Source organism: Methylobacterium sp. SyP6R, assembly GCF_019216885.1.
Classification (GTDB): Bacteria; Pseudomonadota; Alphaproteobacteria; order Rhizobiales; family Beijerinckiaceae; genus Methylobacterium.
Genome location: NZ_JAAQRC020000003.1, coordinates 180,614 through 195,028, shown reverse-complemented (window position 1 = coordinate 195,028; position 14,415 = coordinate 180,614). Strand labels below are relative to the sequence as shown.

The 14,415-nt window shown below is 69.1% G+C and carries 14 protein-coding genes; 10 read left to right on the top strand and 4 right to left on the bottom strand.

The window, feature by feature from the left end; genetic code table 11:
- On the bottom strand, positions 1 to 855 hold the full coding sequence (locus HBB12_RS33610; RefSeq protein ID WP_236993739.1) for an HpcH/HpaI aldolase/citrate lyase family protein: 855 nt from the start codon (positions 853 to 855) through the stop codon (positions 1 to 3).
- A 25-nt stretch (positions 856 to 880) separates the two neighbouring features.
- The gene (locus tag HBB12_RS33605; protein ID WP_236993591.1) at positions 881 to 2,251 is read right to left on the bottom strand and encodes a 2-hydroxycarboxylate transporter family protein; all 1,371 of its coding nucleotides are present in this window, start codon (positions 2,249 to 2,251) and stop codon (positions 881 to 883) included.
- 173 nt (positions 2,252 to 2,424) lie between these two features.
- On the opposite strand from HBB12_RS33605, the gene HBB12_RS33600 reads away from it, so the two are divergent.
- Positions 2,425 to 3,324 (top strand): LysR family transcriptional regulator, encoded by a 900-nt coding sequence (locus HBB12_RS33600; RefSeq protein ID WP_236993590.1) that lies wholly within the window; start codon positions 2,425 to 2,427, stop codon positions 3,322 to 3,324.
- A gap of 831 nt (positions 3,325 to 4,155) precedes the next feature.
- On the opposite strand, the gene HBB12_RS33595 is transcribed toward HBB12_RS33600, so the two are convergent.
- Positions 4,156 to 4,755: a glutathione S-transferase gene (locus HBB12_RS33595; protein ID WP_236993589.1), complete on the bottom strand. Its 600-nt coding sequence runs from the start codon at positions 4,753 to 4,755 to the stop codon at positions 4,156 to 4,158.
- Between the two features lie 14 nt (positions 4,756 to 4,769).
- Entirely contained in the window at positions 4,770 to 5,447 is a 678-nt protein-coding gene (locus tag HBB12_RS33590) for a GntR family transcriptional regulator (protein WP_236993588.1), read from the bottom strand.
- 130 nt (positions 5,448 to 5,577) lie between these two features.
- Here HBB12_RS33590 and HBB12_RS33585 point away from each other — a divergent pair, with 130 nt between their 5' ends.
- The 9 genes from HBB12_RS33585 (at position 5,578) to HBB12_RS33545 (ending at position 14,350) form a co-directional block, all read left to right on the top strand.
- On the top strand, positions 5,578 to 6,336 hold the full coding sequence (locus HBB12_RS33585) for an SDR family NAD(P)-dependent oxidoreductase (protein WP_236993587.1): 759 nt from the start codon (positions 5,578 to 5,580) through the stop codon (positions 6,334 to 6,336).
- Between the two features lie 71 nt (positions 6,337 to 6,407).
- Positions 6,408 to 7,622: an ABC transporter substrate-binding protein gene (locus tag HBB12_RS33580; protein ID WP_236993586.1), complete on the top strand. Its 1,215-nt coding sequence runs from the start codon at positions 6,408 to 6,410 to the stop codon at positions 7,620 to 7,622.
- Positions 7,623 to 7,773: 151 nt separating this feature from the next.
- Positions 7,774 to 8,676, top strand: coding sequence for a branched-chain amino acid ABC transporter permease (locus HBB12_RS33575; protein ID WP_236993585.1), 903 nt, complete (start codon positions 7,774 to 7,776; stop codon positions 8,674 to 8,676).
- A complete protein-coding gene (locus HBB12_RS33570; protein WP_236993583.1) occupies positions 8,673 to 9,590 on the top strand; it encodes a branched-chain amino acid ABC transporter permease in 918 nt (305 codons plus the stop codon). The genes HBB12_RS33575 and HBB12_RS33570 overlap by 4 nt, the downstream gene beginning before the upstream one ends.
- 8 nt (positions 9,591 to 9,598) lie before the next feature.
- Positions 9,599 to 10,384, top strand: coding sequence for an ABC transporter ATP-binding protein (locus tag HBB12_RS33565; RefSeq protein ID WP_236993582.1), 786 nt, complete (start codon positions 9,599 to 9,601; stop codon positions 10,382 to 10,384).
- Positions 10,377 to 11,093 carry an ABC transporter ATP-binding protein gene (locus HBB12_RS33560; protein ID WP_236993581.1) on the top strand — a complete coding sequence of 239 codons (717 nt, stop codon included), beginning with the start codon at positions 10,377 to 10,379 and terminating at the stop codon, positions 11,091 to 11,093. Before HBB12_RS33565 ends, HBB12_RS33560 begins: the two co-directional genes overlap by 8 nt.
- Positions 11,094 to 11,112: 19 nt before the next feature.
- A complete protein-coding gene (locus tag HBB12_RS33555) occupies positions 11,113 to 11,844 on the top strand; it encodes an SDR family NAD(P)-dependent oxidoreductase (RefSeq protein WP_236993580.1) in 732 nt (243 codons plus the stop codon).
- 20 nt (positions 11,845 to 11,864) lie between these two features.
- Entirely contained in the window at positions 11,865 to 12,635 is a 771-nt protein-coding gene (locus HBB12_RS33550; protein ID WP_236993579.1) for an SDR family NAD(P)-dependent oxidoreductase, read from the top strand.
- Positions 12,632 to 14,350: an FAD-binding protein gene (locus HBB12_RS33545; RefSeq protein ID WP_236993578.1), complete on the top strand. Its 1,719-nt coding sequence runs from the start codon at positions 12,632 to 12,634 to the stop codon at positions 14,348 to 14,350. Before HBB12_RS33550 ends, HBB12_RS33545 begins: the two co-directional genes overlap by 4 nt.
- The last annotated feature ends 65 nt before the right edge of the window (positions 14,351 to 14,415 follow it).

The following is a 14,415-nucleotide window of genomic DNA, read 5'->3' as shown; positions in this document are numbered from 1 at the left end:
TCATGCCTCCATGCCGGGTTGCAGATCGGCCAGCGCCAGGGTGGCGCGGGCGCGGCTGAGGAAGGGCGGGTCGACCATCTGGCCGTCGACGAGGACCGCCCCGAGCCCGCGCGCCTCGGCGTCCGCCGCCGCCTCCAGGATGCGGCGCGCCCACGCAATCTCGGCCGGGCTCGGCAGGAAGGCCGCGTTGGCAATGGCGACCTGGCTCGGGTGGATGCAGCTCTTGCCGGCGAAGCCGTGCCGGCGGGCGGCCTCGCACTCGGCGCGGTAGCCGTCCGGGTCCTTCACGCCGGCGAAGGCCCCGTCATAGGCCGGCAAGCCCGCCTCCGCCGCAGCGAGCCGGACGGTGAGGCGGATGTGGGCGAGCGCCGCCTGATCCGCCCGATCGATGCCGCAGGGCTCCAGCAGGTCGGCGTAGCCGATCTGCAGGCCCGCCACCCGCGGATGGGCGGCCGCCAGCTCGGCGGCCCGGCGCAGGCCCCGCGGACTCTCGATGTTGACGAGCAGGCGGATGTGCCCGGCCTCCCGGATACGATCGAGGTGTGCGGCCGCGTCCGTGACGGCCTCCGGCTCCTCGACCATCGGCAGGTTGATCATGTCCGTGCAGGGGAGCGCCATCGCCGCGAGGTCCGCGGCGAAGTGAGCGGTGCCGGCGGCGTTCACCCGCACGACGACAACCTTGCCGAGATCGCCCGGCGCCGCGCGGAGATAGGCGGAGAGGGCGTCCCGCGCCTCCGCCTTGCGGGCAGGCGGCACGGAATCCTCCAGATCGAAGGACAGGGCGTCGGCCGCGCCCGCCGCGGCCTTGGCGAACAGCTCCGGGCGCGATCCCGGCACGAACAGCTTGCTGCGCATGAGCATGGCGAACCTCCCCATCGCATCACAGAACCTTGAAGTGGGCCATCGCCACGATGGCGGCGGTGACGGTGAGGGCCCCGCCGATACGGGTGGCGACCTGGGCGAACGGCATCAGCTCCATCCGCTCGGCAGCGGTGAGGATCATCACGTCGCCGGTCCCGCCGAGCCCGCTGTGGCAGGCATTCACGATCGCCGTCTCGATCGGGTACATCTTCAGCAGGCGCCCGACGTAATAGCCGGTGGCGACCAGCGCCATCACGGTGGCGACGATCGTGACGAGGTTGGCTGGATGGAACGCCTCGACCAGCTCGTGCCAGGGGGTGAGCGCCACCGCCGTGCAGAACAGCAGCGGGTAGGTCACCGCGATTACGAAGAAGCGGAACACCACGCGCGCGCCTTCCGCTAATGGAGCGGGCACACCGTTGAGGATCTTGACCGCCACGATGAGGAACAGCATCGCCACCGGAGCCGGCAGGCCGATGAGCGAGTGGATCAGCGTGCCCAGGATATAGATCGCGATGCCCGTGATGCCGCCGGCCGCGACCGTAGCCACGTCGATGGACGTGGTGTTGCTGTGCGCCGCATCGTGCTTCTCAGGGTCTCCCGCCTCGCCCGGACCGGGCTGGAGCTGGCCGTTTCCGGTGAGGTCCGGCCGGCTTTTGCCCAGCGTGTTGAGCGCCCCGCAAACGACGATCGCGACGAGGTTGCCGAAGAACACCAGCGGCAGGATCTGGCCGAGCATCCTGCCCTGGTCGGCGCCGAGCGCCTCGGCGTAGCCGACCGACAGCGGGATCGCCCCCTCGCCGACGCCCCCGGCCATCACCGGCACGACCACGTAGAGGATCGAACGCCAGAAACCGATGCCGACGAGCCAGCCGACGCAGCCGCCGACCGTGATCCCCGCGAGCGAGCCGAGGCCGAGCGGGATGAAGATCTTGGCGAAGCCTTGGATCAGCACCCGCCGATCCATGCTCAGGATCGAGCCGACCACGACGGCAGTGATGAACAGGTAGATGAAGTTCGTCGACTTGGTGAAGGCAGTGACCGATTGCACCAGTGGCGCCGGCAGGAGCTGGTGCGCCACGAGGAAGGAGGGCAGGAAGATCGTCACGAGCGACGAGCCGCCGATCGCTCGCAGGACCGGGATGCGCCGGCCGATCTCGGCGCAGGTGAATCCGCCCGCGACGATCACCCCGATCATCACGGTGACCTCGCCGGAGATCTTGCCCTTGATCGAGAAGGCGGCGATCAGGACGAGCAACAGTACGTAGACGGGCAGCGGAATGATGCCGATCCGCGTCTCCATCGCCCGCGTCCAGAGCGTCTTTCGTGATCTGGCCGGCTGCGCGACGGCGGACGCAGCCGAGGACCCGGCGGCGATGGGCAGGCTCATGGTTTCCTCCGCGACGTGATTCTTTGTTGTTGTCGGGCCGGGTTCTCCCGCGCCCCTCGCGCCCGGATCGTTGGCCGAACGAGGTCGAGGCGCCGGGTACGGCGACTCCCCTTGTCATCGGCGCGATAGCTCGAGTAAAACGAATTTATCGCATCAATTCATGATTGACTGGCATGAAGCTGCCCGCAGACGGTGTTCAGGCCTTCGTGCTGATCGCGGAGCTCGGCAGCTATCACCGGGCCGCCGAGGCACTCGGGCTGACGCAGACGGCGCTCACCCGGCGCATCCAGAAGCTCGAGGGCTTCCTCGGACTGACCCTGTTCGACCGCACCACGCGCGCAGTGCGGCTCAGCTCGGTCGGAAGCGAGTTCCTTCCCCTCGCGACGCGCCTCATCGCCGATTTTACGCAGGGTATCGAGCGCCTGCGCGCAACCTCGCGCCTCTCGGTCGGCGACGTGACGGTGGCCATGCTTCAGTCGGTCGCATTCCGGCAGCTGCCGGACGTGCTGAACGCCTACGCGCGCGACTATCCGCAGAACCGGGTTCAGATCCTCGAACGCTCGGGTGTGCTCGTAACCGAGGCCGTTCGTCAGGGCGAGGCCGATTTCGGCATTCATATCCAGCAGGACGATGATACGGATCTCATCGAGGATCAGCTGATGCGCGACCCGCTCGTTCTGGTCTGTCACCGGGGCCATGCGCTCGCGGGCGCCGAGGCGATCCGGTGGGCGGACTTGAGCGGCATCGATCTCATCACGCTGGGCGGCGCGAGCGGCAACAGGCGCCTCGTCGAAGCGGAGCTGACGGCCGCGGGTCTTCCGGGGCGTGGGCGGTTCGTCGTCGAGAGCACACCAACGGCGATCGCCCTCGTGTCAGCCGGCGTCGGGGCAGCGATCCTGCCGGCGGCGTCGAGGGCGACCTCAGTCGTCGAAGAGCTCGTCGAAGTACTGCTGACCGAGCCCATGATCCATCGCACGATCAGTCTCGTGCGACGGCGCAACGTCTCTCTGACGCCGGCCGCGTCGGCCTTCTACATCGTGTTGAAGGCTCGCCTGTCCGCCATGGTTGCTTGAACTTTTCTCCGCGGATAGCCATGGATCAGATGGGCCTCTTCGTACTTGAATCTTGCGCGAGACATCGAAGATGGCTTCGCAAGGCCGTCGACCTCTCATTGTGGAATCGCGCAGCATACCAAATGCGTGCTTAGTGCAAATTACTGTATCGAAACAAAGAATTGAACCGCAAGCGGCCGATCGCCAGCTTCGGCAGCTGCACCTTGCGAGACATCCTCACAACGATGTAAGTATAATTTCCCGTTTCACGAAATTTAATATAAATAACACTCGCCAGCGGTCATGCGCGCCTTGCGATACCGGAGGCCGCTGAGAGCTCTTAGTTGCAGCGAGCCGTACTTACAGGACCGCATTCTGCCGTCCGCCGAAGGACAAGCCTGCACCATTGACCGAGCAGTCATTGCGCAATCGCGCCATCTGCTTTGAACGGTCGTTGCGTGACAGGTTAAGAGTTCCTGTCGAGCGTCTCCCTGCCGGAGGATCTCCTTGGAGACGATGCGGGCCGAAGCGGCGCGACGTCTACCTCGTTGCGGTCGTGGTGGACATGATCCAGTTCGGCCGCCCGTGTGCGAAGCTTCCCGCTTCAGTTGCGATGGCGCAGAGGCACGAGCGCTCGCCGGGGCGGCAAGCGGGCAAAGCTTCGGGAAATCGGCGGGATTTCGCCCTACCGCTCTCTCGCGCGTGTCGGCGGATAGCCAAGCCTTCTGGTCGGCCAGATGCATACCGCGATCGCGCATCCCCGCCCTGGGCGATGCGCCGGCTGGGGGCGAACCGGAGCCTGGTCCGGCCGCCCGTGCCGTCGGCGGCCGGCTGAGCGGCCGTGCCGGGCCTTTATCCCCCGGGCGCGGTCGCCGTCATTGAGGGGCGTTGCGCGAAATCGGCGTACCACGCCGCCACGCGCGGGCGACCGATGCGCCAATCCAGCTCGGGGAAGCGGAAATCCAAGTAGCCGAGGCCACACCCCAAGGTAACCGTTCCGATGTCGAGGCGCGCCCCGAGATCCGTCGCCTCCATACGGTCGACGGCATCCGTCACCTTCTCGAGCTGGCCGCGGCTCCAGTCGGCCCAGCGCAGCGGCTCGGGCCGGAGCACCGCCTCGTAGCGGGCCAGCAGCGCTGCCCCGAGCAATCCGTCGCCGAGTGCCGCGTCGGTCAGGTTGCGCCAGCGCTCCGCCCCCGACCCGAAGAAGCGGCCGCCGCCGAGGTCGTCGAGGTACTCGCAGATCACCCGGCTGTCGTACAAGACGGTGCCGTCGTCGGTGAAGAAGGTCGGGACCTGCCCGAGGGGATTGTCCTGCCGGATCGTCGCGTCGCGCTGGACCGGACCGGCCGCGCTCGGCAGACGCTCGATCCGGTCGGCAAGGCCGAGCTCGTGCGCTACCACCATGACCTTCCGGACGTAAGGCGAGGCGGGAGAGAAGTAGATTTTCATCGGGAAGCGTCCTCCTATGGGTCGATGGGGGCCGGTTCGTCGCCCGGCCTCGCTTGAACGCGATCGAAATTGTCGCGCAGGAACAGCCCGGCGAAGTAGACGTGTTCGCGCATCAGGTCCTCCGCCCGGGCCGGATCGCGGGCGACGAGGGCCGCCAGGATCCGGTGGTGGTCGTCGTGCGAGCGCCGGATCACCCCGTAATCGTGCCAGAGGATCACCCGGCCGGACACGAACGGGATGGCGTGGGTCTGTCGCACGAAGCGTTCGACCCATGGATTGCCTGAGAGCAGGATGATCGCGTCGTGGAAACGCTCGTTCATCGCCTGGTAGGGCTGGAGGTCGCCCGGGGCCAGCGCGCCGCCCGAGAGGATGCGGTCGCCCTCCGCCAGGCAGCCGCGCAGGGCCGCGGCCACGGGGTCCGGGACGCCGTTCGCCGCCGCTAGCCTGCAGGCCAGCCCCTCGATCGAGGCGCGGACCTCGTAGGCCGCGAAGACGTCCTCGGCCCCGAACCGCCGGACGACGTAGCCGCGCTTGGGCTGGTAATCGAGCAGGCGCTCGGTCGCCAGCAGGGTCAGGGCCGCCCGCAGCGGCGTGCGCGAGACGCCGAGGCGCTCGGCCAAGGGCACCTCCTCCAGCCGCTCGCCCGCCGGCACGGTCCCGTCGAGGATCCAGCCGCGTAGGATCTCCGTCACATCCTGGGATCGCGTTCGCATCATGGATACATAGATCGCCCTCGACCAGAGATAAAGCCGTATATCGCCTTGACATCTCGGTTGCATGTATCCAAGCTGGTCTCCAACAAGAAATAGAGAGGGAACGGCCGTGAACCGCATCGCGCTCGTGACAGGAGGGGGCCGCGGCATCGGGCAGGAGGTCTGCCACGTCCTGGCAGGGGCCGGCCTGACCATCGCCGCCGCGGATATCGACGCGGAGAGCGCCCGCCGCAGCGCGGCCGAACTGCCCGGGTCGGGCCATGCCGGCTACGCGGTGGACGTCGCCGACGAGGAATCCGTCGAGGCGCTGTTCGCGGCGGTCGAGCGCGACCTCGGACCGGTGGCAGTCCTGGTCTGCAACGCCGGCAAGCTCCTCCTGCACGAGGGCCGCCGGCCCCTGATCGCCGAGACCTCGCTCGACAATTGGCAGGACATGCTCGGCGTCAACGCCACAGGGACCTTCCTGTGCGCCCGCGCCTTCCTGCGGCGGCGTCAGGACGAGCCGGTGCCGCACGGGCGCGTCGTCACGTTCTCGTCGGTGGCGGCCCAGCTCGGCGGCTACAATGCCAGCGCCGCCTACATCGCCGCCAAGGCGGCCGTCCTCGGCCTGACCAAGGCGATCGCCCGCGAGGGTGCGCCGCTCGGCATCACCGCCAACGCGGTCGCCCCTGGCCTGATCGACACCGACATGATGCGGCTCGCCGCCGGCGGCGCCGGCACCACGCCGGCCTCCGCCGCCAACGTTCCGCTCGGCCGCCTCGGCCAGCCGCGCGACGTCGCCGAAGCCGTGGCGTTCCTGGCCTCGCCGGCCTCAGCCTATCTCACCGGCACCACGCTCGACGTGAACGGCGGCTACCGGATGCAGTAGATCCGGGACCGACAGAAACAATCATAACAAAAACGATTACAACACACGCATACAACAAACGGGAGGAAGCGATGTCCAAGCACAGCCTTTGCCGGATCGCGCTCGCCGTGGGGGCGCTCGCAGGCCTGGCGGCCCCGGCCCGGGCGGACGAGCCCGGACTCACGCCGACGACGATCAAGATCGGGATGTTCGGCCCGCTCTCGGGCGCCTCGATGGCCTACGGCTTCGACGTGATGAACGCCGCCCGGATGTACTACGACAAGATCAACAAGGACGGCGGCATCCACGGCCGCAAGATCGAGATCGTCCAGGAGGACGACCGCTGCAACGCCAACGACGTAGTCGCGGCGGTCAAGAAGCTCGTTGAGCAGGACGGTGTGTTCCTCCTGAACGGCGGGTCGTGCTCGGCGCCGGTCGTCGCCGCCAAGGATTACGTGGTGCGCTCCGGCGTGCCGTGGGTGATGCTCAACGCCTCCGGCGACGGCGCGCTCTACCCGCCGCAGCCGAACATCTACGGCGCCTTCTCGATCTCGCAGCGCGCCATGGGCGGCTCGGTGGTCGAGTTCGCCAGCAAGGAGCTGAAGGCGAAGAAGATCGCCTACATCAACCACGACGACGCCTACGGTGCCTGGAACCTGGAGGGGGCCCGCTTCCAGGCCAAGGACAACGGCGTCACGCTTGTCCCCGAGGCGGTGAGCCCGGCGATCACCGACGTCACGGCGCCGGTCCTGAAGATGCGCGCGTCGGGCGCCGACGCCCTGGTGATCGCCACCTATGCCCGGCCGGCCCAACTCATCCTGAAGAAAGCGCAGGAACTCGGCTTCAACAAGCCGATCGTGATCGCGGTGAACGCCATCGCCAACCTGAAGCAGTTGTCCGAGAATGTCGGCTCGAAGGAGGCGTTCCGTAACGTCTACATCGAGGAGGTGCTGGCGGCGAAGCCCGGCTCGGAGAAGCTCGCCTGGATCTACGATCTCTACAAGGCGAACTACCCCAATCTCGCCGGCAAGCCCGATCACCCGCAGGTCTACATGCCCTACGGCATCCCCTCGGCGATGACCGTGGTGCGGGCGCTTCAGGCCGCCGGGCCGAGCCCGACCCGCGCCAAGGTGATCGAGGCCCTCGACCGCACCGACTTCGACAGCGGCGTCATGGCCGGGCCGATCGTGCTGACGAAGGCCGAGCACGCCGCCCAGAAGTCGTCGACCTACTTCAAGTTCGACGGCGAGGGTCTGACCGCGGTGCCGGGCAGCTTCGCCAGCCGCTGGACCTACCAGGGCCAGTGATCGCTCCGGGTCCTGTCTGATCCTCCGTGCGGGTTTTCACGCTCACCTCGTCGTTCCGGGGCCGCGAAGCGGTGCCTGGAATGACGAGGAGGATGTCGAGACCGTCAGGGCAAGGACAGCCCGCCACCTCCCCGTCACGCTGCCGAAGGCCATGGATTCCGAGATCGTCTTCCTGTTCCTCCAGCAGGGCATCGCCTCCGGCCTCGTGACCGGCTCGGTCTACGCCCTGCTGGCGCTCGCCCTGGTGATCGTGTTCCGCACGACCGACGTGGCGAACTTCGCCGAGGGCGAGTTCTACATGGCCGCGGCCTATCTGGCGTTCTTCCTCATCGCGCTCGTCGGGCTGCCGATCTGGATCGCGGCGCCCGCGATGGTGGTGGCCATCGCGGCTGCGGCCGGCCTGTTCCAGCGCGTCGTGCTGCGCCGGGTCGCCGCGGCGCGGGGCGTCTCGGTCAACCTCGTCATCGCGACCCTGGGCCTGTCCTACGTGCTCAAGGGCTTCGTGCGCGCCACCGGCTTCGGCGACACGCCGCGCTCGTTCCCCTCCGTGGTGCCCGAGGGCTCGATCACGCTGGGCCATGCCTCCTTGAGCTACCTCGACCTCGCGATCCTGGGCGCCGCGCTCGCGGTGATGGCGGCCTTCTTCGCGATCTTCAACCTGACCCGCACCGGGCGGGCGATGCGGGCCGTCGGCATGAACCGCCGCGCCGCGCAGCTCGTCGGAATCCATCTCGGCCGCACCGAGCGGCTGGTCTGGATCTTCGCCGGCGGCATCTCGGCGATCGCCGCGATCCTGATCGCGCCGAAGCTCCTGATGACCGCCGAGATGGGGGGCGTCGTTACCCTCGCCTTCGCGGCGGCGATCGTTGGCGGCTTCGCCAGCCTGCCAGGGGCGGTGATCGGCGGCTTCATCATCGGCATCGCCGAGAACCTCGTCGGCCTCTTCGTCTCCACCCGGGCGATCACTGTCGCCCCGTTCGTCATCATCATGCTGGTCCTGATCTTCAAGCCGCAGGGCCTGTTCGGCGGCCGGCTCCGCGTGAGGAAGGTATGAGCGCGCGCACCCTGACCGCCGTCGCGGTCCTCCTGATCGGGCTCAGCCTCGCGCTGCCGGCGCTCGCCACGGGCTACGTCGTCTATATCGGCAACCTGCTCCTGGTCTTTGTGGTCCTGTCGCTCGGCCTGCACATCGTCATCGGCGAGGCCGGCCAGTTCTCCCTCGCGCACGCGGCCTTCTACGGCATCGGCATCTACACGGCGGCCTTGAGCGCGAAGGTGCTGGGCCTGCCGTTCTGGCTCGCGCTCCCGGCCGGCGGCCTGCTGGCCGCCCTGTGTGGGCTCGCGATCGGGGTTCTGTCCTTGCGCATGCGCGACATCTACCTGGCGCTGTCGACCTTCGCTTTCGGCGAGGCGATGCAGTGGGTCTTCCTCAACTGGACCCCGGTGACGGGCGGGCCGAACGGGCTCGCCATCCCGCCGGCTGAGGTGTTCGGTCACCCGATCCTCACCGACAAGGCCGCCTTCCCGCTCGTCGCCGGGGTGACGCTGGTGATCGTGGCGCTCGTTGCCGGCCTGCACGCCTCTGGCCTCGGCCGCGCCTTCCGGGCGGTACGGGAATCCGAGGTGGCGGCCGCGGCGGTCGGCATCAATGTGCGGCGCACCAAGCTCCTGGCCTTCACCCTCTCGGCCTTCCTGGCCGGGGCGGCGGGCGGCCTGTTCACCACCTTCTCGACCTTCATCCACCCCGACAGCCTCGGCTTCCAGACCACGATTCTGGTCCTGACGATGATCGTGGTCGGGGGCGTCGGCTCGGTGACGGGGGCGCTCGGCGGCGCGGTCGCGTTCGGGCTGGTCTCGGAGCTGTTGCGGCAGGTGCCGTCCTACCAGGAGATGATCTACGGCGGCATCCTGATCCTCGTGATGATGTACGCGCCGCGCGGCGTCTTCACCCTCGTCGGCCGGCGGTGAGCACCACGATGGACGATCTCCTCACCCTCGACGCCGTCACGATGCGCTTCGGCGGCCTCACGGCGGTGAACGGCCTGTCGATGGCCGTGAAGCGCGGCACGATCCACGCCCTGATCGGCCCGAACGGCGCCGGCAAGTCGACCGTGTTCAACTGCGTGTCGCGGATCTACCGACCGACGGAGGGACGCATCCGCTTCGACGGGCGCGACGTCACCGGGCTGTCGGCCCACGCCATGGCGGGGCTCGGCATCGCCCGCACCTTCCAGAACCTCGAACTCTTCAACGAGCTGACCGTGCTCGAGAACGTGATGCTCGGCGCCTATTCGCGCCACGAGACCCGCCTGATCGACCGCCTCCGGCCGCGCTCGCCCAAGACCCGGGCCTGGGCGGAGGAGATCCTCGAGGGCACCGGCCTGAAGGACTTTCGCGAGACCAAGGCGAACGGCCTCGATTTCGGGCGCCAGAAGCTGCTCGAGGTCGCCCGCGCCCTGGCTTTGTCGCCGACGCTGCTGCTCCTCGATGAGCCGGCCGCGGGCCTGCGCTCGCGCGAGATCGAGCGCCTCGACGCGATCCTGACCGACCTGAACCGTGAGCGCGGCATCACCGTCCTGCTGGTGGAGCACGTGATGCAGCTCGTCATGTCGATCTCCGACCGGATCACCGTCCTGAGCTTCGGCGAGAAGATCGCCGAGGGCACGCCCGAGGCGGTGCGCGGCGATCCGCGGGTGATCGAGGCCTATCTCGGCACCAAGCAGCCGAGCGAGACCGCTCACGCGGAGGCAGCGCATGGCTGACCTCCTCGAGCTCGACGCCGTCTCCGCCGGCTACGGCCGCATCGAGGCCCTGTCGGGGGTGAGCCTGCGGGTGCCGGAGGGCGGGGTCGTCGCGCTGCTCGGTGCCAACGGGGCCGGCAAGACCACGACGCTCAACGTCATCTCCGGCATCGTCGCGCCGACGCGCGGCGAGGTCCGCCTCAATGGCCGCTCCTTGCGCGGCCTCGGCTCGGACGCGATCGTCGCCGCCGGGATCTCGCAGGTGCCTGAGGGGCGCGAGATCTTCCGCGACATGAGCGTCCATGAGAATCTCGTCATCGGCGCGCATGGCCGGCACGACAAGGCCGGCATCGCCCGCGACATCGAGGTGATGACCGGGTACTTCCCGATCCTCGCCAAGCGCTTCAGACAGATGGCCGGCACCATGTCGGGCGGCGAGCAGCAGATGCTGCTGATCGCCCGCGCCCTGATGGCCCGCCCGAAGCTCCTCCTCCTCGACGAGCCATCGCTCGGCCTGTCGCCGCTCCTGGTGCAGCAGATCTTCGACATCATCGTGCGGCTGCACCGCGACGAGAAACTCACCCTGCTCATCGTCGAGCAGAACGCCGCCGTGGCGCTCGCCGTCTCGGACTACGCCTACATCCTTGAGAACGGCGAGGTGGCGGCGGAAGGCCCCTCCGCCGCGCTCGCCGCCGACGACAGCCTGCGCGCCGCGTATCTCGGCGCGTGACCTGCCCCGGAGATCAATCATGATCGACAAACCCTATGTCCTCGTCACCGGGGCCGGCAGCGGCATCGGGCGCGCCATCGCGGAGCGCCTGGCCGAGGACGGCTTCCACGTCGTGGTGGCCGACCTCGAAGCCGCCCGCGCCGAGACGGTGGCGGGCGCGCTGCGGGCGCAGGACCGCTCGGCCGAGGCGCGGCTCCTCGACGTGACCGACGAGGCGGCGGTGACGGCGCTAATCGCCGACCTTCCGCCGCTGCGGGCCCTCGTCAACAATGCCGGCCTCTTCCGCGACAAGCCGATCGCGGCCACGACCGCCGATGATTTCCGACGCGCCTACGAGGTCAACACGATCGCGCCGTTCCTGCTCGCGAAGGCCGCGCTCACCCGGATGGAGCCCGGCGCCCGGATCGTCACCATCGCCTCACGGGCCTATCTCGGGGCGCTGAACCAGGTCGACTACGTCGCCTCGAAGGGAGCCGTGGTCAGCCTCACGCGGGCACTCGCCATGGAGGTGATCCGGCGCGGCATCCTGGTCAACGCGGTGGCGCCCGGCCTCATCGACACGCCGCTCTTGCAGCAGATGACGCCGGAGCGGATCGCCGCCCAGCTCGCCCTGCAGCCGACCGGCCGGGCCGGCCGGCCCGAGGATGTCGCCAACGCCGTGTCCTTCCTGGTCTCGCCCCGCACCGACTTCATCACCGGCCAAGTCCTGTTCGTCGACGGCGGCAAGTCGCTCGGCGGCACCGCCGTCTGATCCGCTCCGGGAGCCGTCTCATGACCGAACCTTTCGTCGCCCTCGTCACCGGTGCCGGCTCGGGGATCGGCCGCGCCACGACCCTGCGCTTCGTGCGCGCCGGGGCCCGCGTCCTCGCCCTCGACCTCAACGAGGCCGGTCTCGCCGATACCCGGCGTCTCGCCGGCGATTCCAAGGCTGTCGCGCTCCTCGTCAAGGACGTCACAGCCGACGACGCACCGGCCGCCGCCATCTCCGAGGCGCTGCGGGCCTTCGGGCGCCTCGACTGGCTGGTGAACAATGCCGGCATCGGCAACGCCAAGGCGGCAGACCAGACCAGCGACGCGGAATGGGACCGCTATATCGACATCAACCTGCGCGCGCTGTTCCGCTTCTCGCGCGAGGCCCTGCCGCACCTGGCACCGGGCCGGGGAGTGATCGTCAACCTCGCCTCCGTGTTCGGGCTGTTCGGCCACCCGCGGGTCGCCCCCTACGCGGCCACCAAGGCGGCGGTGGTCGGGCTGACCCACCAGATGGCGGCCGATTACGGACCGAAGGGGATCCGGGTGAACGCGGTCGCCCCCGGGGTGATCGAGACGGCGCTCACCCGCGAGCGCATCGACACGGATGCGCGCTTCCAGGCGCTCAATATCGACCCGATCCCCTTCCCGCGCCTCGGCCGGCCGGAGGACGTCGCGAACGCGATCCACTTCCTGTGCTCGGAGGAAGCCGCCTACATCAACGGCCACGTGCTGGCGATCGACGGCGGCTGGAGCGTTACCAACTACTCGCGCCGGGGCGACGCGCTGTGAGCGGGCCGGCAGCCGGCGCCCTTCCGGCGACCTTCGACCTCGAGACGGACGTGATCTGCGTCGGCGCCGGCGCCGGCGGCATGAGCGCCGCGCTCACCGCCTCGATCGAGGGGCTTGCGGCGATCATCGTCGAGAAGACCGACCGGGTCGGCGGCTCCACCGCCGTCTCGGGCGGCGCGGTCTGGATCCCGAACACCGACCGCGGCACGGCGGCCGGCCATCCCGACACGCTGGAGCGGGCGAAGCTCTACCTCGACCGCATCGTCGGCAACTGGTCGAGCGACGCGATGAAGCTCGCCTATCTCGAGGCCGGGCCGCGGATGCTCGACTACCTCGAACGGCACACCGAACTGCGGCTCGCGGCGCGGACCTATTCGCCCGACTACTATCCCGACACCGAGGGCGCCTCGCTCGGCGGGCGCGCAATGGATCCGCTCGCCTTCGACGGACGGCAGCTCGGACCGCATTTCGCTAACCTGCGCGACCCGCTCCCCGAATTCACGGTGCTCGGCGGCATGATGGTGACGATGACGGATGTCTACCACCTCCTCGGCGTGACCCGCTCGCTCGCCTCGTGGAAGCACGGGATGAGGCTCGTCGCCCGCTACGCCGCCGACCGGCTGCGCCACCACCGCGGCACCCGCCTCGTCCTCGGCAACGCGCTGGCGGCGCGGCTTTACAAAAGCGTCCTCGACCGCCGGATTCCGGTCTGGCTCGACAGCCCGGCGCGGCGCCTCCTCGTCGAGGAGGGGCGCGTCGTCGGCCTCGTGGTCGCCAGCGAGGGACGCGAGGTCGCGATCCGCGCCCGGCGCGGCGTCGTACTCGCCACCGGCGGCTTCCCGCACGACCCGGAGCGCCGCGACGCCCTTCTGCCCCACCCGACCGGCCCCTGGTCGATGGCGCCGGCCAGCAATACCGGCGACGGATTGCGGCTCGGGGAGGCGGCCGGGGCGGTCGTGCGGGGCGAGAACGCCGCCAACGTCTTCCACGCGCCGATCTCGATCCTCACCAAGCCCGACGGCACGGTTTTGCGCTATCCCCATCTCGTCTGGGAGCGGGCGAAGCCGGGATTGATCGCGGTCAACGGCGCGGCCCGGCGCTTCGTCAACGAGTCGACCTCCTACCACGAGTTCGGCCTCGCGATGCATGAGAGCCACCGGAGCGTGCCGAGCATCCCGGCCTACCTGATCTGCGACGCGGCCTTCCTCCGACGCTGGGGCCTCGGCCTCGTGCTCCCCGGCGGGCGCCCGTTCCGCAAGCTCGTGAAGGCCGGCTACCTCGTCGAGGGCCGTAACCTCGACGACCTCGCGTGCCAGCTCGGCCTCGACGGCGGCGTCCTCGCCGAGACCGTCGCGTCGTTCAACCAGGGCGCGCGGGAGGGACGCGACGCGGCGTTCGGCAAGGGCGGCGACGCCTACAACCGCTACCTCGGCGACCCGACGATCAAGGACGGCAATCCCTGCCTCGGCACGGTCAAGACGGCGCCGTTCTACGCCGTGCGGGTCTATCCTGGCGACATCGGCACCGCCGGCGGGATAGTGACCGACGAGCATGCCCGCGTGCTCAACCGCAGCGGCGAACCAATCCCCGGCCTCTACGCCGCCGGCAACGACATGAACTCGGTCATGGGCGGGACATACCCGGGACCCGGCATCACGCTGGGACCTGCTCTCACCTTCGGTTGGCTCGCTGCCCGCCACTTGGCTGGGGCGTGAAGTCAAAGGCGTGATCCGATTTTGAGTGGTAAGACGGTTTCCGAGACGGGATCCCGACTTGACGG